Source organism: Sphingomonas corticis (assembly GCF_012035195.1).
GTDB classification, from domain to species: Bacteria; Pseudomonadota; Alphaproteobacteria; order Sphingomonadales; family Sphingomonadaceae; genus Sphingomonas; species Sphingomonas corticis.
The window spans coordinates 1-20,709 of the sequence record NZ_JAAVJH010000028.1 but is presented as its reverse complement, the minus strand read 5'-3'; the positions used below and the strand labels follow the sequence as shown (position 1 = coordinate 20,709).

31 protein-coding genes and 1 pseudogene are annotated in these 20,709 nt (G+C 68.4%); 27 read left to right on the top strand and 5 right to left on the bottom strand.

All coding sequences use genetic code 11. The features are described from left to right. From HBH26_RS19315 to HBH26_RS19300, 4 genes and pseudogenes are all read left to right on the top strand, one after another. Positions 1-359: pseudogene (locus HBH26_RS19315) on the top strand (hypothetical protein); the annotation flags it as partial. Positions 360-400: 41 nt separating this feature from the next. Further along, entirely contained in the window at positions 401-1,027 is a 627-nt protein-coding gene (locus tag HBH26_RS19310; RefSeq protein ID WP_168136235.1) for a DUF6927 domain-containing protein, read from the top strand. After that, on the top strand, positions 1,024-1,269 hold the full coding sequence (locus HBH26_RS19305) for a hypothetical protein (RefSeq protein ID WP_168136207.1): 246 nt from the start codon (positions 1,024-1,026) through the stop codon (positions 1,267-1,269). The genes HBH26_RS19310 and HBH26_RS19305 overlap by 4 nt, the downstream gene beginning before the upstream one ends. After that, positions 1,266-1,781 carry a thermonuclease family protein gene (locus HBH26_RS19300; protein ID WP_168136234.1) on the top strand — a complete coding sequence of 172 codons (516 nt, stop codon included), beginning with the start codon at positions 1,266-1,268 and terminating at the stop codon, positions 1,779-1,781. The genes HBH26_RS19305 and HBH26_RS19300 overlap by 4 nt, the downstream gene beginning before the upstream one ends. An 80-nt stretch (positions 1,782-1,861) precedes the next feature. Here HBH26_RS19300 and HBH26_RS19295 read toward each other — a convergent pair whose 3' ends face one another. Then, on the bottom strand, positions 1,862-2,386 hold the full coding sequence (locus tag HBH26_RS19295; protein WP_168136237.1) for a hypothetical protein: 525 nt from the start codon (positions 2,384-2,386) through the stop codon (positions 1,862-1,864). 134 nt (positions 2,387-2,520) lie between these two features. Here HBH26_RS19295 and HBH26_RS19290 point away from each other — a divergent pair, with 134 nt between their 5' ends. Both HBH26_RS19290 and HBH26_RS19280 read left to right on the top strand, forming a co-directional pair. Continuing rightward, on the top strand, positions 2,521-2,865 hold the full coding sequence (locus HBH26_RS19290) for a hypothetical protein (protein WP_168136233.1): 345 nt from the start codon (positions 2,521-2,523) through the stop codon (positions 2,863-2,865). A gap of 5 nt (positions 2,866-2,870) precedes the next feature. Further along, complete coding sequence (locus HBH26_RS19280) at positions 2,871-4,178, top strand: hypothetical protein (RefSeq protein ID WP_239024939.1); 1,308 nt, start codon at positions 2,871-2,873, stop codon at positions 4,176-4,178. Between the two features lie 73 nt (positions 4,179-4,251). On the opposite strand, the gene HBH26_RS19275 is transcribed toward HBH26_RS19280, so the two are convergent. Further along, on the bottom strand, positions 4,252-4,434 hold the full coding sequence (locus HBH26_RS19275) for a CsbD family protein (RefSeq protein WP_168136230.1): 183 nt from the start codon (positions 4,432-4,434) through the stop codon (positions 4,252-4,254). 131 nt (positions 4,435-4,565) lie between these two features. Between HBH26_RS19275 and HBH26_RS19270 the strand changes: the two genes are divergently transcribed. From HBH26_RS19270 to HBH26_RS19245, 6 genes are all read left to right on the top strand, one after another. Then, positions 4,566-4,754, top strand: a complete 189-nt coding sequence (locus tag HBH26_RS19270; RefSeq protein ID WP_168136229.1) for a hypothetical protein — start codon at positions 4,566-4,568, stop codon at positions 4,752-4,754. 63 nt (positions 4,755-4,817) lie between these two features. Continuing rightward, entirely contained in the window at positions 4,818-5,132 is a 315-nt protein-coding gene (locus tag HBH26_RS19265; protein ID WP_168136228.1) for an antibiotic biosynthesis monooxygenase, read from the top strand. Positions 5,133-5,228: 96 nt separating this feature from the next. Beyond that, entirely contained in the window at positions 5,229-5,873 is a 645-nt protein-coding gene (locus HBH26_RS19260; protein ID WP_168136227.1) for a DUF7007 domain-containing protein, read from the top strand. An 81-nt stretch (positions 5,874-5,954) separates the two neighbouring features. Then, entirely contained in the window at positions 5,955-6,533 is a 579-nt protein-coding gene (locus HBH26_RS19255) for a hypothetical protein (RefSeq protein WP_239024938.1), read from the top strand. Next, complete coding sequence (locus HBH26_RS19250) at positions 6,530-7,726, top strand: helicase HerA domain-containing protein (protein WP_168136226.1); 1,197 nt, start codon at positions 6,530-6,532, stop codon at positions 7,724-7,726. The genes HBH26_RS19255 and HBH26_RS19250 overlap by 4 nt, the downstream gene beginning before the upstream one ends. Beyond that, positions 7,723-8,937 carry a hypothetical protein gene (locus HBH26_RS19245; RefSeq protein WP_168136225.1) on the top strand — a complete coding sequence of 405 codons (1,215 nt, stop codon included), beginning with the start codon at positions 7,723-7,725 and terminating at the stop codon, positions 8,935-8,937. Before HBH26_RS19250 ends, HBH26_RS19245 begins: the two co-directional genes overlap by 4 nt. An 85-nt stretch (positions 8,938-9,022) precedes the next feature. On the opposite strand, the gene HBH26_RS19240 is transcribed toward HBH26_RS19245, so the two are convergent. Together HBH26_RS19240 and HBH26_RS19235 are read right to left on the bottom strand one after the other, a co-directional pair. Further along, positions 9,023-9,499 carry a hypothetical protein gene (locus HBH26_RS19240; protein ID WP_168136224.1) on the bottom strand — a complete coding sequence of 159 codons (477 nt, stop codon included), beginning with the start codon at positions 9,497-9,499 and terminating at the stop codon, positions 9,023-9,025. 35 nt (positions 9,500-9,534) lie between these two features. After that, positions 9,535-10,170, bottom strand: coding sequence for an OmpA family protein (locus HBH26_RS19235; protein WP_168136223.1), 636 nt, complete (start codon positions 10,168-10,170; stop codon positions 9,535-9,537). Between HBH26_RS19235 and HBH26_RS19230 the strand changes: the two genes are divergently transcribed. The 10 genes from HBH26_RS19230 (at position 10,129) to HBH26_RS19185 (ending at position 18,014) form a co-directional block, all read left to right on the top strand. After that, positions 10,129-12,039, top strand: a complete 1,911-nt coding sequence (locus HBH26_RS19230) for an ATP-binding protein (protein ID WP_239024937.1) — start codon at positions 10,129-10,131, stop codon at positions 12,037-12,039. The two genes, HBH26_RS19235 and HBH26_RS19230, sit on opposite strands and share 42 nt — an antisense overlap. Position 12,040: 1 nt before the next feature. After that, positions 12,041-12,235, top strand: a complete 195-nt coding sequence (locus tag HBH26_RS19225; protein ID WP_168136222.1) for a hypothetical protein — start codon at positions 12,041-12,043, stop codon at positions 12,233-12,235. Beyond that, entirely contained in the window at positions 12,232-13,170 is a 939-nt protein-coding gene (locus HBH26_RS19220; protein ID WP_168136221.1) for a hypothetical protein, read from the top strand. Before HBH26_RS19225 ends, HBH26_RS19220 begins: the two co-directional genes overlap by 4 nt. Before the next feature lie 42 nt (positions 13,171-13,212). After that, positions 13,213-13,572 (top strand): DUF3768 domain-containing protein, encoded by a 360-nt coding sequence (locus HBH26_RS19215; RefSeq protein WP_168136220.1) that lies wholly within the window; start codon positions 13,213-13,215, stop codon positions 13,570-13,572. Between the two features lie 297 nt (positions 13,573-13,869). Beyond that, a complete protein-coding gene (locus tag HBH26_RS19210) occupies positions 13,870-14,685 on the top strand; it encodes a Mom family adenine methylcarbamoylation protein (RefSeq protein WP_168136219.1) in 816 nt (271 codons plus the stop codon). A 58-nt stretch (positions 14,686-14,743) separates the two neighbouring features. Continuing rightward, positions 14,744-15,073, top strand: coding sequence for a hypothetical protein (locus HBH26_RS19205; protein WP_168136218.1), 330 nt, complete (start codon positions 14,744-14,746; stop codon positions 15,071-15,073). Further along, the gene (locus HBH26_RS19200) at positions 15,070-15,387 is read left to right on the top strand and encodes a hypothetical protein (protein ID WP_168136217.1); all 318 of its coding nucleotides are present in this window, start codon (positions 15,070-15,072) and stop codon (positions 15,385-15,387) included. Before HBH26_RS19205 ends, HBH26_RS19200 begins: the two co-directional genes overlap by 4 nt. 73 nt (positions 15,388-15,460) lie before the next feature. After that, the gene (locus HBH26_RS19195; protein WP_168136216.1) at positions 15,461-15,970 is read left to right on the top strand and encodes a hypothetical protein; all 510 of its coding nucleotides are present in this window, start codon (positions 15,461-15,463) and stop codon (positions 15,968-15,970) included. Positions 15,971-16,019: 49 nt separating this feature from the next. Further along, a complete protein-coding gene (locus HBH26_RS19190; RefSeq protein ID WP_168136215.1) occupies positions 16,020-16,718 on the top strand; it encodes a hypothetical protein in 699 nt (232 codons plus the stop codon). A 6-nt stretch (positions 16,719-16,724) separates the two neighbouring features. Next, complete coding sequence (locus HBH26_RS19185) at positions 16,725-18,014, top strand: hypothetical protein (protein WP_168136214.1); 1,290 nt, start codon at positions 16,725-16,727, stop codon at positions 18,012-18,014. On the opposite strand, the gene HBH26_RS19180 is transcribed toward HBH26_RS19185, so the two are convergent. Beyond that, a complete protein-coding gene (locus HBH26_RS19180) occupies positions 18,011-18,292 on the bottom strand; it encodes a hypothetical protein (protein WP_168136213.1) in 282 nt (93 codons plus the stop codon). The two genes, HBH26_RS19185 and HBH26_RS19180, sit on opposite strands and share 4 nt — an antisense overlap. A gap of 115 nt (positions 18,293-18,407) precedes the next feature. Here HBH26_RS19180 and HBH26_RS19175 point away from each other — a divergent pair, with 115 nt between their 5' ends. The 5 genes from HBH26_RS19175 to HBH26_RS19155 all read left to right on the top strand — a co-directional run bounded on the left by HBH26_RS19175 (position 18,408) and on the right by HBH26_RS19155 (position 20,678). After that, complete coding sequence (locus HBH26_RS19175) at positions 18,408-18,962, top strand: hypothetical protein (RefSeq protein ID WP_168136212.1); 555 nt, start codon at positions 18,408-18,410, stop codon at positions 18,960-18,962. Beyond that, complete coding sequence (locus HBH26_RS19170; protein WP_168136211.1) at positions 18,959-19,150, top strand: hypothetical protein; 192 nt, start codon at positions 18,959-18,961, stop codon at positions 19,148-19,150. Before HBH26_RS19175 ends, HBH26_RS19170 begins: the two co-directional genes overlap by 4 nt. Before the next feature lie 71 nt (positions 19,151-19,221). Continuing rightward, positions 19,222-19,497: a hypothetical protein gene (locus HBH26_RS19165; RefSeq protein WP_168136210.1), complete on the top strand. Its 276-nt coding sequence runs from the start codon at positions 19,222-19,224 to the stop codon at positions 19,495-19,497. Between the two features lie 83 nt (positions 19,498-19,580). After that, a complete protein-coding gene (locus tag HBH26_RS19160) occupies positions 19,581-20,099 on the top strand; it encodes a hypothetical protein (protein WP_168136209.1) in 519 nt (172 codons plus the stop codon). Between the two features lie 27 nt (positions 20,100-20,126). Next, positions 20,127-20,678, top strand: a complete 552-nt coding sequence (locus HBH26_RS19155) for a hypothetical protein (protein WP_168136208.1) — start codon at positions 20,127-20,129, stop codon at positions 20,676-20,678. Positions 20,679-20,709 lie beyond the last annotated feature (31 nt).

Genomic DNA, 20,709 nt, shown 5'->3' with positions numbered 1-20,709 from the left:
GCGATCCCGTTGACGGTGGAAGCCATCTGGCTCAGATTGCATGCCGCGCCGATGGTTGTCGGCGCATGGATATCTGCTGGCCCAAACCCGCCGCTGCTTCCCGACATAGGACGTTGTCGCATTCGGGCGAGATCACGCTCCAGACCGACGAGGTCCGCGTCCAGCTCGCGCTCACCGCGCTCGGCCCCGGCCACGAGGTCAACTATCGCCGCGTGCGCGGCCGCCACGACCATCTCGGCGACCGCGCGCGCTACGCAACGGTGCGCGAACTGCTGAACGCCGAGCGCTTCGCCGGGCGGCTGTGCCGGGAGCTTCGCCTCGCGCCGCGCATACCGGACGCCGCCCGCCTGGTCGGGTGAGACCCCACCCCAAAACTCACCTTCGAAAAAGGAGCGCCATCATGGGCTGGCTCAGCATGCCGTTGTCGTCGATGTACCCGCACGAGACGCCCAAGGCCTATCTCGACGCGCAGTTCAGCTACGATCGCCGCGGTGCGGACGACAAGGGCAGGGCGCTGCGCTTCATCGCCTCCTCCTGCCTCAGGAACAAGGTGTGGTACGCCGCTGCCACGCCGAGCACGGACGGCGTCGACGAGCCGACTATCGCCATCGTCTGCCTCGTCCAGTGGAACCCGCGCGCGAAGGACGGCTACGTTTTCGCCTACAAGGACCTCGACGAGACGATGGGGCCACACGAGGCCGAATGCCCCGAGCGCATCCTGGCCCTGCTCGGCGACACCGACCATCCGTCCGCGCTCGACTGGCGGCGCCGCTGCCTCGACCGGCTCGCGCGCCGCGCGGCGCAGCCGCTCGAGCACGGCATGCACATCCGCCTCGCGCACGCCGTCCGCTTCACCGACGGCCATGAGGGCACCGACTTCATCGTCCACAAGCGCGGCCGGAAGATCGCGCTGGCAAAACCGGAACCCGGTTATCCGGCTTACCGGATTTCCGGCTTGCGCGACATGGCCTGGACGATCGTCCCTCCGCCGCGCGAGACCCGCATCCACAAGACGGTGTTCGGTTGATCGCCGCCGCGTCCAGCATCAGGATCACGATCATGTCCCGCCCCGACGATATCATCCCGCCCAGCCCGCTGCGCTCGCACCTGTGCAGCCGCGCGCACGCGCAGGCGGTCGCCGCCCGAATGTTCGATGCCGGCGCGCGCCACGTCTCGATCGTGCGCACCGGCGACGCACTCCAGCCGTTCCGCGTCGTTCCTGCGATTGTCGATGGCCCCAACGTCGAACTCGAACTGCGCTACGCGTGAGACGCGCGCTGATCCTCTCCGGCCTCGCGCTCGCCGCCTGCGGCGCCGCCACCCCCGGCGAACAGGGCGACCGGCCGCTCACCGGCAAGGCGCGCGCACTCGACGGCGATACCGTGAGCATCGACTTCCGCCTGTCGGGCGCCGACGCCTTCGATAGCCGGCAGCTGTGCCGGATCGACAGCGGCTGCTACCCGTGCGGGAAGCTCGCGCAGGATGCGACCGCCCGCATGCTGCGCTCGGGCGAGGCGACGATCCGGATGGTCGGGGCGAGCAGCTACGGTCGCCCGGTCGCGATCGTGACCGTGAACGGCAGCGATCTCGGCGAGCAGCTGATAGCGCAGGGCTGGGCAGTTCCTGCCACAAGATATCTTGGTGACTATCGGGCACGGGCCGCCCGCTACATGGAGGCGTACGAAGAAGCGCGAACCGGGCGGCGTGGCGTCCATGCTGGCGCATGGATCGACCCCGAAAAATGGCGTCGTGGGGAACGACTGGCGTGCGAGCGCCGTTAAAGCGGTTCCCCCCTAGATAGACGAGGCGGTCCCGGTTCTCCCGCCGGGGCCGCCTCTTTTTTGCTCGGTGGGCGTCAGCCTTACGACGGCCGTGTCCGCTTCACCGGGCGGTCGACGGGATCATAATCAGGACCCGGATCGTGCGACCACGACGCGCCGATCGCGAACTCCGGCTCGAATTTCCCCAGCGGGCCATCGGGCTCGGCCGCGACATACGGCGCCTTCGCCAGCAGTTTCGGCAGATTCCGGCGATGCACGAACCCCGCCACCCGGCCGCGCCCGAGCAGGATCTCCTCCAGCCACATCAAATCGTCGAGCAGCACGCACACCCCGCGCCCGGCGAGATTGTAATAGATGCAGCGCTGGTAATCGTCGCAAGCGGTGCCGAGGATCTGGACCAGCTTCTTCTTGCCGGCGGGATCGCTCTCGTGAATCCACTCGCACGCCTCGCGCAGCTCGCGCACCGAATAATAGGCGTCCTCGGGCTCGACCCCGATCGAGGCCGCGGCGATCGCGCGGCGCGTCTCGCGCACGTCCGGGTTGAGCGATGCGTCGCGCAGCGTGAGGTCGAGATCGATCGGGCCGGTATAATCCGCAAGTTTCATAGCCAACTCCTCCATTTCGTCGAACGTAACGTGAACATCTGCGACCTTGCAAGCATTGCCTTGCGGAACACGGTCGATAGGATTTGCGGACGACAAGGGCGGATCGTGGTATCGTCGTGAGCAGGGGAACAGCCATGGGCGCAGTATTCGTCACCATCCTCGTCGGCATCGGCTCGCTGTTGATGGCAGCGGGCGCGAACCGGCGCTTCCGCGCGCAACGCTTCCTGCCGATGCAATGGTGGCTCGACGGGCGCGTCACCTGGTCCGCGCCGCGAGCGATCGCGCTGGGCTTCATCCCGGTGCTCGCTATCCTGCTGCTCGGCTTTATCGCAGTCATGGCGATGACCGTGGCGCCGCGACCGGGGCAAGCGCATCTCACCGTGCCCGTCGCGATGATGATCGGCGTCCTGTTCCTTGCGATCCAGCGACTCCACCATATCCTGATCGCACGGACCATCGAGCGGGGCAGGGGCTGGTAGCCGCGATGTGGCTGGTTCCGCGCGACACCCGGGGCCTCACGTCACGCACCGTCGTTCCCGCCGTCGTGCGCGAGGCACTGGTACGGTGGTACACCGGCCATGGCGAGGACAGCGATCACCGTGCCTCGGTCATCACGGTGGTCAAGGCGCGCGACCATCACCAGTGGATCGCCTGCGACTGCCTCGGTGAGACCGCCGATCCGCCGCTGCTGTCACCCGCCTATCTGTCGGAGGCCGAGACCTATTACCTGCGCCGGCTGACCAGCATCCGCCAGCGCCGCCCCGAACACGATGTCGACTGCCCGTTCTTTCGCGAGCAGGCGCCGCCCCGCATCCGCGAGAAGGCGACCGCCACCCCGCGCACGATCAACGAGCCCGACGGCCTCTTCTCCGCGCACCGGCTCGCGCCCGAGAAACTGGCGCAGCTGCCGGACGACGACGAACCCGACGACCGCACCCGCGGCGTCGCCATTCCCCGGCTCGCCCGCCTCCTGTGGCTGCTGATGGAGATGGCGCACGTCAATGTCATCGAGCCGCTGGAGGTCGGCGAACCGCGCGAGGCAAGGATGGCGCTGGAGTTCGCGCGGCTGCGTCAGGCCGGCGAGCGCGTCGAGATCGCGCCGGGCGTACCGCTTGCCCGCCACCTCTACACCCATATCGAACCCTATGAGCGTGGGATCGTCTTCGCCAGGCTGCGCGAGGCCGCGAAATCCTGGCCGCCCGACCATGCGCCGCAGGCCTTCCTGCTGCTCTATGCCGTCGACATTTCGGGAACGACCGTTACGCTCGCCGGAGGCCGCGAACTCGTCGTCAAAAACCGTATCCGCCACATCGGTGTCCACCAGCGCCGGATCGGCCCGCCCTATCTCGTCCTTGCCGTCGTCGGCGAGCACAACCCGCGCGAGGGCTACGCCGCACTGCGCGCCTATGCCCAGCCGGTCGCGCGGGCCGCCAACTTCGTCGCGGTCCACAATGCCGCCGAGCGTCAGACGATCGTCGGCCTTCTCGACCTGCAATACCGCCTGCGTCGTCGCGGCATCGGCATCGGGTTCAAGCGGCTCCTGTTCGACATTGCGACCGGCATCGGCGAGGTCCGTCCCGATCTCACCCTCGACCTGCGCGACTTCACCACCGGCGAGGTGATCGAGGCGGCGCTGGAAGTCGTCACCGGCGACGATGCCGATGCGCTCGGCATGAAGCTGCGCCAGGTCGAGAAGCTGCGTAGCCTTACCCCGGTCGTCACGATCCACGCCGAGGACCTCGAAGGCGACGCGCTCGAAGCCGCGGTCCTCGACCAGCTCCATATCGGCTGACCGATACGCTTCAGACACAGCAGGGCCGCCGCGACCTGCGTCGCGACGGCCCGCCACCATGCAAGCAAACGGCTCAGATCTCGTCGCCGAGGGTGCCCTTGACCGAACCCTTCACGTCCTGGCCGGTGCCCTTGAGCTGCTGGGCCTTGCCCTCTGCCTCGAGGCTGGCATCGTCGGTCGCCTTGCCGATCCCTTCCTTGACGCTGCCCGCGATCTTGTTGCCGGCCGCCTTCAGCTTGTCGGTTGCTTCGCCCATGACGGTTCTCCTCTGTGCGATATGGTCATTCGCGAAACCCGTACCCGCCAGCCCCGGTTCCGTAACGGCTGGTCTACCCGACCTCCCGAGGATACCCTTTGTTCGCCCGATCACCGGGCCGGAGTTTGAGAATGCGCACGATCATCGCGGCTGCCGCCGCGCTTTCACTTGTCGCCGGAGTGCCTGCACTTGCCGCTCCCTGCAAGGATGGAAGGGGCCGCTTCGTCAAATGTCCCGAGAAGCCCGCCAAGCCCGCGCGCTGCAAGGATGCCAAAGGCAAGTTCGCCAAGTGCGGCACGCCCGGCAGCAAGCCCGCCTGACCATCGGGCCGGACCGGGCACCCCCGGTTCGGCCGTTTTGCATCCGGGAAAAATCGCCTGACCATGTCCGTCTACAAGGTCGACAAGTTCGCCGTTCCTGCCGCGAACATCGACACGTTCGTCGCGAAACTGACCGAGACGCATGCCTTTCTCGACGACATGGAAGGCTGCCTCCAGAACCTCATCCTCACGCAGGAACGCGGGCCGGGCAGCTATAACGTCGTGACGATCGTCGAGTGGCGCGATCACGCCTGTCTCGATCATGCCAGATCGCTCACGATCGAGCGACACCGCGAAAACGGCTTCGAGCCCGCGACCATCATCGATGCGCTCGGCATCCGGGCGGACCTCGGCAATTATCGCATCGTCGAGCACTGAGCGGCCCCTCGCCGGTCGGCGAGCGAGCCGGGATGCCTGCCGCGCCCGATAGAGGAGGGGGAGGGATGGCTGTCAGATCCGCAAGGGAGACGACAGATGACCCGGTTCCAGCCCAGCCCCCGTCCCGAGACGACACCATGGGACGCACCCGATCGCGCCGAACAGGTTCTCCCCGGCATCTGGCGCGTCTCAACGCCGAGCCATGGCGGCTATGTCCTCTCCGACGAGCGCCAGGCGGCGATGCCCGAGGCGCTGCGCCGCGACGATCCCTTTTACGAGGAGGACGTCGACTATGCGCTGGTGCTCTACGGCTTCGCTTCCGAGTTCCGCCGCCTGCCGGTCCCCGGTATCGCGCTGCAGGTCGAGAACGCGCGCCGCTCGGTACGCTGCTGGCACCCCGACCGCTGGACTGCGCTAATCGGCGAGGAGGTGTCGATCGACGACAGCCATGTCGTGCGCCGGCGTGCCGCGTATCAGGCGATCATCGGGCAGTATGAGAGTGTCGCCGCCTCGGGGTCGTGGGCGGACTGGGTGCCGGACGGCAAGGTCGGCTGCACCTTCCGCCGCGTCACCGGCGTCGACGCGCTCGGCTTCGCGCGCCACGAGGGCGAACCCATCCACGGGCTGGTCGACAAGGATCGCTATGCCGCGCGCGTCATGCCCGAAACCTTCGAGAGCCTCGGCGCGGTGCGCGTCGAAAGCACGGCGCCCATCACCAAGCAGGTCGCCACGCTGACCTGAGCGGCCCCACGCCGACACCATCCATCATCACCAAGCAAACACGCGCGCCCGTCATCGACGTACGCGCCGAAAGGGCATGCCATGAGCGTCTATCTTTATCTGTTCCACGGCCGCGACAGCATCGACCAGGACATGGACGGCTGGGGCTGCGAGGGTCCCACGATCGGCCCGCTGAGCTACGTCCACACGACCTATGGCGGCGAGGTGAAGCTGCGCGGCGCGCGCGACGTGATGGAAAGGTTCTTCCCGAATACGGAAATCCATTTCCACGACGGCTTCGGGGAACATGCCATCCAGCTGGCCGCCGACTGCCTGCCGCATGACGGGAAGTTCTACGGCGACTGGTCGGTGTGCACCGCCGCGGCGCTGCGCCCGCGAGGCTTCCAGCGCGTCAAACCGGTGTGCGACGCCTGCGGCAGCGACAACGTGACCAGGGACGCGGTCGCGGTCTGGGACCAGGACACCCAGGCCTGGACGCTGCTCTCGACCTACGATTGCACCACCTGCCAGGAGTGCGAGCGCGAAAGCGACGACCTCATCGACTGGAAATCGCTCGACGGCACGGTGGCAAGCGACCCCGCCCATATCGCCCCCACCGCCGATCTGCCGATCGTCGCGCCGCACGCCGCCTGCCCGGGAGACATGCCATGTCGTGCATGACGCTCGCCCCCGCGCCCGAGGTCGCGGACAATCGCGTACCGCTCGGGCGCCATTCAACCGGCGCGCTCAGCCTCGATCTCGACCGCCTCCTTGCCGGCCGCCTGCTCATCCAGGGCAGTTCGGGCGCCGGCAAGAGCCGGACGCTCCGGCGGATCATCGAGGAGGCGTTCGACTATACCACCATCTCGATCGTCGATCCGGAGGGCGAATTCGACAATCTCGCCCGCCATATCGGCGCGACCACGATCCGCGCGGTCGAACTCACCGCCGACGGTCTCACCGCCGCGGCGACGCGCAGCCGGCGCCATCGGCTATCGATGCACATCGACCTCACCGACCTCGATCCCGACCAGCGCATCGTCAAGGCCGCCGCCTTCTTCGCCGGGCTGATCGGCGCGCCGCGCGAGGACTGGGCGCATACCGTGCTGGTCTGCATCGACGAGGGCCATCTCCTCGCGCCGCATGTCGCAGGGTCGGCGCGCGATGCCGAGGCGCGCCGGCTCGGGGTCTCGACCTTGACCGACCTGTGCGCCCGGGGCCGCAAGCGCGGCCTTGCCCCCGTCATCGCCACCCAGCGGCTCGCCAAGCTGTCGACGTCCGTCGTTTCAGAGCTGCAGAACGTGCTCGTGGGGCTCAACGTCTTCGATCGCGATATCGCGCGCGCGGCCGACCTGCTCGGCTTTTCCGCGCGCGAGGCCGATGCGCTGCGTAACCTCGTGCCGGGCGACTTCTTCGCGATGGGGCCGGCGCTGTCGGCGACGCCGTGCCTCGCGCATATCGATCCCACCATCACCGAGCATATCGGCAGGACACCCGAATTGCGCGCGGCTGCGTCGGTCGATGCCGGCGAAGCCGCGCGGCTGCTCGATCTCGCAGGCCTTGCCGAGGTCACCGACCACGGCCCCGCCATCGCGCTTCGCGGCACGCGCGCGCTCGACGCCTTCCTGCTCGATCCCGCCGCGACCGACGCGGCCGCGATCATGGACGCGCTCAAGCGCATCTCACCCAACGCCAGCACCGCGCGCGACCTGTCGCGTCATCTGGGCCTCGATGCCGAGCGGACCGACCGCGCCTTGAACCTCCTCTCCGCGATCGCCGCGATCGACACCATGCCGCGAGGCGAGGATCGGATCGCGCGGCTCCACGCTCGCCTGCGCGCACGGCTCAGCGATGTCGCCGTGGTGGCGCTATGACCGACCTCGCTCCCGATACCGTCGAGCTGGTCGCCTGTCCGGCTCGGGCCGAACCCGCCGGACGGCTGCGCGAGATGGCGTTCCGCGCCGATGCGTGGACGCCGGACGAGACCGCGACCCTCGAACGGCTCTTCCGCGACGATGTCCCGATCGCCGGGATCGTCGCCACGCTCGGGCGGGGCAGCGCCGGGGTGCGCGACAAGATCGTCCGGCTCGGACTGCGCCGCCACTCGCAGACCGCCTGGTCGCCCGACGAGGATGCCTGGCTGGCCCGTGAATACGGCACGCGACCCGCTGCCGCGCTGGCGCTCGATCTCGGCCGCTCCTGCACCGCGGTCTATGCGCGCGCCGGCACGCTCGGGCTGACCGAGGACAATCCTCCGAAATGGACCGAATGGGAGGATGCCCAGCTGCGCGCCGGGTTCGCGGCCGCGATCCCCGTCGCGCAGATCGCGACGCTGATCGGTCGCCCGCTGTCGGGCACGATCACCCGTGCGAGCAACATGGGGCTGCGCCACCCCAATAATCCCCCGGGCTGGACCGAGGCCGAGGCGGCGCGCGCGCTGACGCTCGCGGCCGAGGGACACCGCTATCTCGACATCATCGAGACGATGGTCGCCGAAGGCTTCCCGCGCCGCAGCAAGGCAGGGTTCGGGCCGCGCCTGCGCAAGCTCGGCTACGGCCGGGGTTGGGGTCGCCCATGGTCGGCCGAGGAGGATGCGCTGCTGGCGCAGGTCTATCGCGACGGCACCAGCCGGACCCCGCTCATCGAACGGCTCGGCCGAACCATCACCTCGATCAACTGGCGCGTCGAGCATCTCGGGCTGCGCGGGACCCACGCCAGGCGCGACGGCTTCCGGGGCGGGCCGGTCTGGACCGAGGCCGATATCGCCACGCTGCGCGAGCACTACGGCAAGATGCCGATGGACGAGCTCGCGACAAAGATGAATCGCACCAAGGCGTCACTGTTCACCCGCGCAAACGTCCTCGGACTGGTCCACGGCTACCAGCGCGCCTGGAGCGACGAGGAGCGTCGCGCGGTCAGGCTCGCGCATGCGCACGGCATCGCCTTTCCCGACCTCGTCGCGGCACTCGGGCGCAATTACGCCGGGGTCTACAAGTTCGTCGAGAAACAGGGGCTGAGGTTTCCGCGCCGTCCGCGCCACAAGGTCGCCCCGACGCTGGCCAATATTCTCGCGCTGGGCGACTGAGCCTCTCACCGACATACAAAAATCGGCCGGGGAGCGCGAGCGCCACCCGGCCGGTTTGTCCGATCGCTGACAGTGGTCAGCGGGCTCAGATGTCGCCGGCGACGCCGCGCGACGAGTAGGAGCGGTAACGCGGACTCGTGCCATCGACGTCGCGTACGCCGTAATATTCGGCGTCGCCATCCTCGACGAGAACCTCGTCGCGCTCGACCCAGCCATCGTTGCGCCACTGCGCCGACCGCTCGTCGAGGTCGATGCTGGCGGCATCCTCGAGCGCGTCGACCGCCGCGCCGGTCTCCCCGTCATCGACCTCTGCCGTCAGCAGGAACCCGCCACGGCGGATGCCCTCCTCATAGGCATGACGGTCCCGGTCGGGCACAAACGCGCCCTTGATCGAGGCCCACAGCCCCTTGTCCTCGCGGGTCGAATGCTCACCCTTTACGTCATGCGACGATTTGTCGTGGACATTGATGTCCGAGGCATCGACGCCGGCCTCGCGCAGTCGCGCGGCGCCCGCGTCGGCATCGGCGCGCGTGTCGAACAGGGCGGTGATGATACGGGTCATGTGATGATCCTTTCCGATGTGTGTTTCGCTGGCGATCAGCGACGGGTGACGAGGATTTCGGTGCGGCGGTTTTCCTGCTGCCCCGAGGCCGTAGCGTTGGTCGCGACCGGATCGCGGTCGCTGCCGCTGCCCGTCTCGATTCGCGAGGCGGTGATCCCGCGCGCGACGAGCGCCGCCTTCACGGCATCGGCGCGCGCCTTGCCGAGCGGCACGTTGACGGCGTCGGGGCCGCGCGCGTCGGCATAGCCCGCGATCCTGACGGTCGCGTTGGGATATTGCTTCAGCACCTTCGCCACATCGTCGAGTTCTGCGCGATCCTGCGCCCGGATATCGCTCTTGTTGGTGTCGAACTGGACCTTCTCGAACACGAACCGGCCCGGCAACGCGTCGGTCCCGGCCAGATACGCCCCAAGACCCGAGGCACCGGCCAGCAATGTCGAGACCGCCGCGTTCTGGGTCGCGGCGATCACGCCATTGTTGTCATCGACCGCCGTCATGGTGTTTTCGGTCGTCGTGGTGACTACCGTCTCATCCGCGTCACGGTTACAGCGCGACAGCGCGAACAGCGCGGCAAGCACGCCAAGGATCAGTGCGATCCAGGCAACCCAGTTGGTCTTCTTCTTCTCGACATGAACATGACGCGGCGGGGCCCCGTCGTGCGGATCGGCCATTGCATCCTCCCTGTTGCTGCCAGGACTGGCGACTGCCGCTCTCAACACTTGAGGCGGCTATCTGCTCCCTGCCGGGCGTCCCGGAACCATCGAGACGCCCGAGGGAAGGAGAGGGGGCGGGGAGGGTTTGCGGCGCGAAGGGCGCCGAAGCCTCACGGAGCAACCCCGATGATCCCCGCCACCATCGCGACCGCGGTCGCGCCCGAGACGATCGCACGCGTCACCCGCCTGTTCAACAATACCGCATTCGACGTGGTGACCGAGCTGTTCCAGAACGCACGCCGTGCCGGGGCGCTCGCCGTCGCTGTCGTCATCCAGACGGGCGGTTCCGACACGCTCCTCCACATCGCCGACGACGGCCACGGCATCGCCGACCCGGCGAGCGTCGTGACGCTCGGCCGCTCGGGCTGGTCCGAGGAGACCCGCCGCGCCGAGGACCCTGCCGGCATGGGCGTGTTCAGCCTCGCCGGTCGCGACGTCATCATTCGCTCCTACTCGCGGCCCGACAGGCAGGGCTGGATGGCGCATATCCCGGCATCTGCCTGGGAGACGAGCCGCCCGATCGCGATCTCCTCCGACCCGATCGCCAGCGGCACCGCGATCACGGTGCGCGTTCCCGAGGCGTGGCTGAAGTCGCTCGAAGCCGATATCGCCAGGGCCGCGAAATACTATCCGCTGCCGGTCACGCTAAACGGCGACATGCTCCCGCGTGAGGACTGGCTGAAAGACGCCGACCATGTCGAGGAATGGAACGGCACCCGCATCGGTGTCTTCCACAAACATCCCTCGCATTATTCCTCGCGCGACGGGCGGCTCAACTTCCACGGTCTGACCATGCCCTGCGACCTCCCACACGTCCAGGAGGTCGACCGGGGCGGGCACTGGATCGCGCGCGTCGATATCTTCGATGCTCCCGCCATCCAGCTCGTGCTGCCCGCCCGCAAGGAGGTGGTCGAGAACGACGGCATCGCTGGCCTGCGCGATGCGGTGAAAATCGCGATCTACCGGGCAATCGAGGCGCGCGGCACCCACCGCCTGTCGGCGCACGACTGGCGCGAGGCCGCGGCGCTCGGCATTCCGCTGCCCGAGGCCGAGCCGTATCTGTTCGCCTGGACCCCGCCCACGGCGGACTATCACAGCAGTTACGAGACCGGCGAGCGCACCGCCGATCCCGCGATGGTGCTGATGCCCGACTTCGAAGCGCTGGTCGCCCAGCCCGCGCAAGCCGCGATCCGCGCTCACAACCCCTTCGGCGGGCCGCTGGTCGAGGCGCAGGACGCGTTCAGGGGCTATGGCTGGTACGATGTCCTCGCCCGCGTCGAGGACCTGCGCTTCCGCGTCATCCAGGGCGCTCGCAGCTTCATCGTCTCCGACGCCCGCGAAGCCCCGGCCGAGGCCGAAAACGGGTGGGTCGATGCGATCACGCTCGAAGCGACGATGAGCCATGCCGGCGCATCGATCGAGGTCGCCTGCGATGCCGATGTCGCCTTCGCGCCCGACCCATGGTCGTGCAACTCGGTCGAGGAAACCTCGATCTTCGTGCGGCGTGACAGCGGGCAGACCGCGCTCGGCGTCGCCGACGTGTTCGAGCGCGCCGTCTTCTCCTCGTCCGACGACAGCGCGGCCGACAGCTACGACACCCAGCAGGAGCGTTTCCAGGCCGATGCTGCCGAACGCATCATCGGGCTGCTCGAAGGCGACGATGCCGCGCTCGAGAACCGCATCCGCGACAAGCTGTCAGGATATTACTTCCTCGTCCCCGAGGACCGCACCGTCACCGTGATCGTCAACCGCGACCGCGTCGAGGTCACGATCGCGCAGCGCGACCCCGCTGCCCCGACCGCGACCGACGAACAGGGAGCGGGGTGACATGGCGCGCTACAACCATCTGTACGCCATCGCCTTCAGCGTCGTCTCCGACGACGCGCGCGGTCACGATGTCGATGCGTCAAGACTGCGCGCCGCATTGATGGCGCGGATCGCCCTCCTCGACCGCGAGGGGGGCTGGGTCGAGGCCGCAGGCGCGCCCTTCGACAGCTACGTCGAACCGGAGGACGACACATGATCCTCCCGCCCCCTCCGGTCGTGCTCGCCTATGGCATCGGCGTCGACAGCACCGCGCTGCTCATCGAACTCCATGCCCGCGGCCAGGCGCCCGACCTCGTGCTCACCGCCGATACGGGAAATGAGAAGCCCGCCACCTACGCCTATCTCGACGTGATCGGGCCGTGGATGCGCGACCGCGGCATTGCCCATGCGATCGTTAGCTACGTGCCGAAGCGGTTTAAGCATTGGCCGCCGTACTACGGCATCCTCGAAATGTGCCTGACGAACGCGACCCTGCCGAGCAAATCGCTCGGCGGTTCCTCGTGCAGCCTTAAATACAAGAAGGCCCCGCAGGACGCCTTCCTGAAGACCTGGCAACCCGCGATCGACGCCTGGGGTCGCGGCCAGCGCGTCGTGCGCCTGATCGGCTATGATGCAGGACCCCGCGACACCGCGCGCGCCAACCATGCGCTCTCGATCGACGACCCGCTCTACGACTGCCAATACCCCTTGCGGGACTGGCGCTGGGACCGGCCCGACTGTGTCGCCCGGATCGAGGCCGAGGGCTTGCCCGTACCGCCGAAGTCGGCGTGCATCCTGTGCATCGCCAACAAGCCCGACGAGATCCGCGGGCTTCCCCCGTGGTGCCTGCGGCTGATCGTGCTGGTCGAGGCGCGCGCCGCGCCGCGCCTCCACACCGTCGAGGGGCTGTGGCGCAAGTCGACCAGGGCACGCCCGGGATCGATGACCGCGTTCATCCGCGCCGAGGGTCTCCTCCCGGCGCACGATGTCGATCGCATCGTCCGCGACGCACCGACCGAACTCATTCGGTTCCAGGATGTCGCGGCCGCGATCCCGCTCGGCGACCGCCCGACCATGGGCGACTGGCTCGATCGCTTCCACGCCGCCTTCGCCGACGGACGGCGCCGCGACGTCATCGCGCTCGCCGCCTGATCCGCATCAACATCCCAACTGCATCAACCGGAAGGATCGCACATGTTAGCGACCGTTCACGCGTCACGCGCCGACGCCATCGGCCGTCTCAACGATCGTTGCCGCCACGGCCTCGATCGCACCGCCCGCATCACCGTCACCGCCGCCTGCCTCGCCGCCCTGTCTGACGGCAGCCTCGCATGCCGCGCCATCGCGCAGGCGCATCTCCTGCAGGCGCTGCGCCGCTGCACGTTCGATCCCCGCGATACCGAGCGCAACCGCGGCAGCTTCACCGTTCGCGACACCGAGGTCCATTTCGTCATCGACTATTACGATGCCGCGCTCGAATGGGGCTCGGAAGACCCCGCCGATGCGGGCGTCACGACCCGCGTCCTCACCCTCATGCTGCGCGAGGATCTGTGACATGTCCGAGATAAAACCCGCTTCGCCGGCAGATTTCGAGTCAATCGACAAGGCTATCGCACACCTTCGCGCCGCCCGCGATCTGCTGCGCGGGGCCGGTGCTCCCAAAGCAACCGATGTCTCACGACGGGCCATCGCCAGCGCCGGGGGCGCCGCGCGCCATGCCCGTCACCGACTGGCCCGTAGCAAGATCGCGGCATCCGCAACAGAAAGCTGCCCACCGGCTGGCAGCTGAACGATGACCATCTTCTGAGCGGACCGGCATCGCAGCGTCCGCCACACGCAAGGGACAGGACGATGCTGACCGAACGTTCCCAGCGCTGGCGCGACCGGCGCAGCCGCTACGTCGATGGCGATACGGTGATCGATCCGCGTCGCTACGCAGTCGATCTCGTCGCCCACGACACCGCGCGCGCGTTCGTCGCCGACCATCATTACCTCGCCCGCTATCCCGCCGCCCAGCTGGCGGTCGGGCTGTTCGGCCCCGGCCGGAGCGGCACGGCGTCGCTCGACGGCATCATCGTCTTCGGCGTCCCCGCGACCGGCGCGGTCATCACCCGGCACACCGGCTATGCCGATCCCGCGCGCGGCTGCGTCCTCCAGCGCCTCCTTTGCCTGCCCAGCGTCGCCGCCAACGGCGAAAGCTTCTTCGCCGCCCGCGCCTTCCGGCTATTGCGTCAGGCCCGACCGGCGATCGGCGCGGTAGTGAGCTTCTCCGATCCGCAATTCGGGCATTGCGGCTGCGTCTATGCCGCCCTGTCGGGCGCCTATCGCGGCACCACGAGGCCGCGGACCGTGCTGCGCATCGCCGGGGAGACGATGTCCGGGCGCGCGCTCTCGAAGATCCGCAACCTTGAGTCCGGCCATGCCGGCGCGATCGACCGTCTGGTCCGGCTCGGCGCCCCGAGGCCGGGGCCGCACGAACATCCCCGCGCCTGGCTCGACCGTTGCCGGAGCGAGGGCATCCTCACACCGATGCGGCAGGCACCGCTGTTCACCTATTGCTTCGCGCTGACACGCGATGCGCGTCGTCAGGGACAAGCCCTGCCGCGTCTCGACTACCCGCGCCGCAGCGACATGCTGCGTGCCATGGTCGGACCCGGAGACCACTGAACCCCAGGGCCGAAGAGGAGAGGGAACGAGCCGCCGTCACGAGACGGGAGGCTGAGCCATGCTGATCAACGATGCCATCGCCATCGCGCGCGCCGACATGGCCCGCGTGGAGCGCTTCATCCGTCGCCGTGACAGCTTCCTCGATGCCCTCGACTGGCACGCGCTGCCCGACACCGCCGCTTTCGAGGCGAGCATGCTCGACGACCTGCTCGACGACGATCTCGCCGACAGCGCGTCCTATGTCGCCTGGCTCGAGGAGCTTGCCGCCGAAGGGGTGACCGCGCTCACGCACATGCTGCGCTTCGATCCGCATTGCCGCCCCCGGCATGCCGACCGCGACACGCCGTCATTGACCTTCGCGCCTGCGCGCACGAGCATCGCGTCATGAGCCGGCATGTCTTCCCGGGCCGCAACGGCGCTTCCGAGCTTGCGATCGGCTGGGACCGGCCGCTCCAGAGCTTTTTCGTCCAGGCACTGCGCCCGCATCCCCATCTTGACGATGAAGACGAGACGATCGCCTGGCACGGCACATCGCTGCGTGAAATCGTCACCGCGCGCGAGGCCGTGACGATCGCCTCGCACTGGGCCGACCTGCCGGGCGATCTTGCCATCATTCTCGAAACCGACCGGCTCAAGACACTCGGGCAATCGGACGGCGAGCACCAGGCCGCGATGAAGCGACGGCTGTTCCCAGGCCAGTGAACACCGACACCGGGTTGCAGAAGAGGAGGGGGAGGGGTGCCGACGATCCGGAAGGGATCGACGGAGAACCCCCATGCCCTATTTCATCGATCTCGGCGCCGGTCCCGCCGAAGAGGATTGCGCGCAGCTCGGCCAGACACCCGACTTCGACACGCTGAACCGTCTCGAGATCGAGGCCTATAAATGCGCGCTGATCGCGCGCTACGGCGCGCCGCCTCCGGGATGCCGCCTCGCCGGCCTGTCCAACCGGCATGACTTCGGCCGCTACGTCAGCCTCGTGCTCCATATCGAGAACGAGCTCGACGAAGCCGTCGCCGAATATGCCGAAGCGATCGAGGAAGGGCTCGCCACCTGGATGGAAGCCGGGTTCACCGCGCCCGTCCGCTACGACGGCGAGTGCCCGATCGTCGAACGACGCGATCCGTCCGAGATCATTATCGGCGCGCTGATGACGACACGGCCGGGTCCGGACGGGCATTTCCCGCTTCCCGACTTCGCCTTGCTGCACGGCAATCTCGCTGCCGCCTTCCCGGCCGAAGCCGCAATCGCGCGTACGCGCCTCGCCGCGACGACGAGCGCCTGAAGGCCTGCATCCGACGCCCCGACAATCCCTTTCGAACCGGAGATTTCCCATGTCGAACTCCTACATCAAGGCTGCCTTCCACCTGCTCGTGACGGCAGAAGAAGCCGCGATGCTGCGGCTCGCCGAGCGCGCGGTGGACATCCTCGATACCAACGGTGCCGATGAGGATCTGGCGCTCGGCTATGACAGCCTCGGCACCGCCTTCCACGCCCTGTTCCCGCCCAAGGGGGCGAGCATGTTCGAGAACTTCCTCGACCTGTTCGACGACTGGAGCTTCCCCTATCTCGATTGCCGGATCGACCTCGACGAGGCGGACGAGAACGGCAACGTCATGGCGTTCTTCCACGGCGACCAGTTTGGCATCGAGCAAGTGGCGAAGCTGATCCGCACGGCCTGTCCTTCGGCGCTCCCCTGCGGCTTCACCTGGTCGAGCGACTGCGACCGGCTGCGCGCCGGCGAGTTCGGAGGCGGCGTCGTCGTCATCACCTCCGACGGCATCGACTGGCACTCGACGACCGGAATCCTCAATCACGCGCTGCTGCGCGCCGAGAACCCGCACGATGGCCTCGACGGCTATGTCCTCGCGGTACGCAACCCCGAGGGCGACATCGCCTTCTGGAACAAGGCCGATGGGTTGGGCGCGCTATCCAGCGCCACGGTCTTTCGCGGCGACGCGGCCGCCGAGGTGAACCCGCTGCCCTTCGAGGACGCCGACTGGCTGGCGCTGCCAGCCCCGCTTCACGGCTGACCGGCGATGACGCAAGGCTTCGATCCGGCGCGCGCCGATCACTGGATCGCGCACGGCCGTGACCCCGCGCATGCCGCCGCCATCGCCGGCGCCTGGCGCGACTTCCCCGATCTTCCACCGGGCGCGCCGCTCGCCGAGCGTCAGGCCCGGGGCCGCGAGCGCATCGCCGCGATGCGCCCGATCAACGATGCCATTGCCGCCGAAGGCGTCGCGCGGCAGGAGGCGACCAACTTCGCCTTCACCGAAGGCCAGCTCCGCCTCGGGAAAGGCAGCGACCGCGATATCGCGGTCCTGCGCGGCCGAGACGATCATGGCTACAGCTGGGACCTCGCCAATCGCTACGCCGATGGCTGGTACGCCGCGCACGTCGGATGGCCGCACCATTACCCGGACGGCATCCCGTCCCGCGCGCCGCTCGCCGATCGCCATGCCGCCTACGACAACGGCTTCACCGCCGGCGGGGGCGACCGCACCGACCTGTTCGATGCCGCGCGCCGCGCCATCATCGCCGACATGCGCCGTGACAATCTGCCTTCCGCGCCAACCGTCACCGTAGCTGGCAAGCCGCTACCTGGTAGCTACCCAAAGCCTTCGGACCATCTGCGCCCCGCGCGCTGGTCGCGCCGGCTCGTGATCCTGTCGGCCCACGACATCGGCGGTGATCCGGCATGGGATTTCCTCACCCTGCTCCGCGCCCGCCCCGGTGCCGGCCTCGCGACGATCGTCGTGCTTACCGACGTCGGGTTCGTCCTCGCCGATGATCTGGATCAAACGGCCGATTCCGCGACAATCCTCGATCAAGCAAAAGCGGCCATCCAGCTATCCGGACTGCTAAGGCAGCGGGAATACGACGACATACTGGTCGCACTGCAAGGGCGCGACCTCGACCTGCTGGATGCCATCGCGCACGTCCTGCCGCTTGCCCGCACGATGGAGCGTACCCGCAACTCGCGGCTCCAGCAGCGCACCCATCTGCGCACCTGGCTCGATCGCGGCTTCGCGGCCGGCGAGACAAGGGCGCAGGGCCACATCCGCTGGGGCAAGGCCATCGCCACCTTCTACGGGAGCCTCGGCGAGTTCACCGCGCGCCATGTCGGCCCGGCATCGGGGCGCGGCCACCTGGTCCGCGTCGAGACGCGTGCCGGCCTCGCGACCGGCTACGCCGCTCCGGACGGCACGCCGCTCGCGCCCGAGATCGTCGTATCGAGCAAGGCGAAGCTGCGCCCCGCGATGACGACAGCGCTGCGCGCCTTCGCCGCGGCGACGCCGATCATGGCCGCGGCGCGCGCCGCCTAATAGCCCGCGCGCCGGCACAATGCGGCAAGCTGAATGACGTCGGGATGGTCACTGCCATAGCTTTTCCGGAACCGGGGCAGCTTGCGCCTGCAATTGTCTCGCGTCCTGAGTGCCATCGCCGAACGGTCGGTGTCTCGTTGCCGACCGGCACGCCGCTCTTCGGACTGCGTGACGGCGTCCTGCGAAAGCGTGCCGGTCAGCGTCCCCATGTCGAACACCTGCGCCGCGGTCGGTGTCGCCGTCATCGCGGCAAGCGCCGCTGAAATCGCCAGTTTCATTGTCCGGTCTCCCGTTCTGGTCGGTCGGCTTCCTACCAGATCGCGCCCGAAACGTCGAACCGGCCCCCGGTTCCGGGCGCGCGGCATCCCCATCACCAGCAGCCGGAGACCCCCCATGGCCGACATCACCGACCTCCCCGTCATGACCCGCGCCGACGCCGTCTCGCTCGGCTATGCCGGGTTCAACGACGTGCCCCACAAGGCCATCGATCTGCCGGACGGCGCGTTCACGATCACGGCCAGGACCAGCGAGGGACGCCGCGTCACCTTCTGCTTCATGGGCAAGAGCTACGACGGCCCCGCACGCTTCTGCGACATCCAGTTCCACGATCTGGGCACCACGGTCCCCAACGCCGATAACGGGGTATCACCCACCCTGAACGCTTTCGCGATCACGCGCGGCGGTCGCCACGTCATCGACAGCCGCCCGCTCGGCGAGGACGAGAAACCCTCGATCCTGGTCCTCCTCATGGACGAGGCCGGGGACGAGCCGCCGCACCCGGCGCCCGAGCGTCTGCCGATGAAGGACCGCGACCTTGCCGAACTTCTGACCCGCGCGGCGGCAGTCATCACCGATCCCGACAGCGACATCCGCTCACACCGCGACGACCTGGTCGATACCCTCCATGCCGAGGCGGCGAAGCGCCGTCGGCCGGACCCGGCGTCATGACCGCCGCGCGCGGCGACGGCATGCACGTCGCGCATACCGCCTCGGGGTGGATCGTCTTCGACAACAGCACCGCGCATCCCGGACGCCTGTCCGCGCCATGCGCGACCCGCGCCGAGGCGATCGCGCGCAAGCGCTCGCTGGCGCGCGCGCTGCGCCGCCAGCGCCCCGGCGATCCCGCCGACGCCTGACGAGGGGAGGGGGAGGAGACGGGGCAGGACCGGGCGGGATCGAGCGCGCGGTCGTCACAGGGAGCATCCCCATGCGAAGCATCCTCGCCTTCTACGAAATCGACACCGAATATGGCGGGCCGGAAAACGGCGGCTGGTATCGCGACACCGGCACGTTCGTACGCGCGCTCGCGATCCATTTCGACAATGCGACCGCCCTGCGGGCACAACGCCGCGCCAACCGGCTCCTCGAGCGTCTCCAGCGTCACCGCACGCCGGTCACCTCGGCCGAATATGTCGGCGGGCGCTACCGCGCCTGCAGCTTCTCCGGCCTGCCGCCCGCGCGCTTCCCCGCCGAATGTACCTGAGACGCCCGGCCGGCGACGCCTGATCGCCGGTGCCTGACCGCCGGCGTGTCCTTCCCCTCCCATATTCTAAAAAGGAAACGGTCATGCACCGCGTCCATTATTTCGACAGCTCCGAGCAGGCCTATGACGCCTGCCTCGACGATGCGCCGTGCATCGAGGAGGGCGATATCGTCGCCATCCTCTCCGAAGGCGTGATCGGGCTTGCCTCGACCGATCCGGTCGTCGTGACACTGGAAGCCGGCGCGCTGCGCCACGTCCGGCCGATGCCGATGACGGTGATCCTCACCGAGCTTGTCCACGACGCCGTCCAGCTGCGCCGCGCGGTCGAGACGGCACTGCGCCATCACCTCCCGGTCGAGCCGCACTTCCTCGGCTTCGCCGCGCCCGTCATCCCGTTCCCGCACGGCCAGACCGTCGTCGCGCTGACCTTCGATGACATCATGGTCGCCGTCGACGCGATCGGGCATCGCCTCTCGGCGCTGCGCCGGCGCGCGGTCAACGCCTACAGCGAAAGCGCCGAGGCGCTGTTCCTCAGCCGAGCCGTCGACCAGCTGGTCGCCGCGCGCATCCGTCTGCAACGACATCCCCGACCGGACCCCTGATACTCCCGGCAGCGACGTCGCTGCCGGATGCCGGCTGCGCCGGAAGAGGAGGGGGATCGGCCTTTCGCGATCCGGACATGGGGTTCGGGTCGAGACGAAAGGACCCGTACCATGTGCATCGATCCCAATGCCGAGCCCGTCGCCTTCGCGCTCGACACCAGGCCGTGTCACCTCTTCCCCTCGCTCGGCGACACCCACCGCGAGGAGATCGCGCTCGATCTCGCCCGCACCGCCGTTTTCATGGCGACCGCGATGGCGATGGACATGGCACAGGAGTATCGCAACGGCGGTCCGCTCCCGAAGATGCCGGTGCTGCCTCCGCCCGCGACCCCCGCGACAGCGGCCGAGCTCGCGCCGGCACCGGTGCTGGTCGCCGCGACCGGGCCGGTGACGCTGATACCTGCCGTTGCACCGATCGTCACCATCCGCGGCAAGACCACCGACGTGACCGTCGCCGGCCTCTCCGACCGGCACGGCTTCACCTTCGGGATCGACAACGTCCTATGTCGGGAAGCAGCGGCGGGTTTGGGCCAGCAGATATCCATGCGCCGACAACCATCGGCGCGGCATGCAATCTGAGCCAGATGGCTTCCACCGTCAACGGGATCGC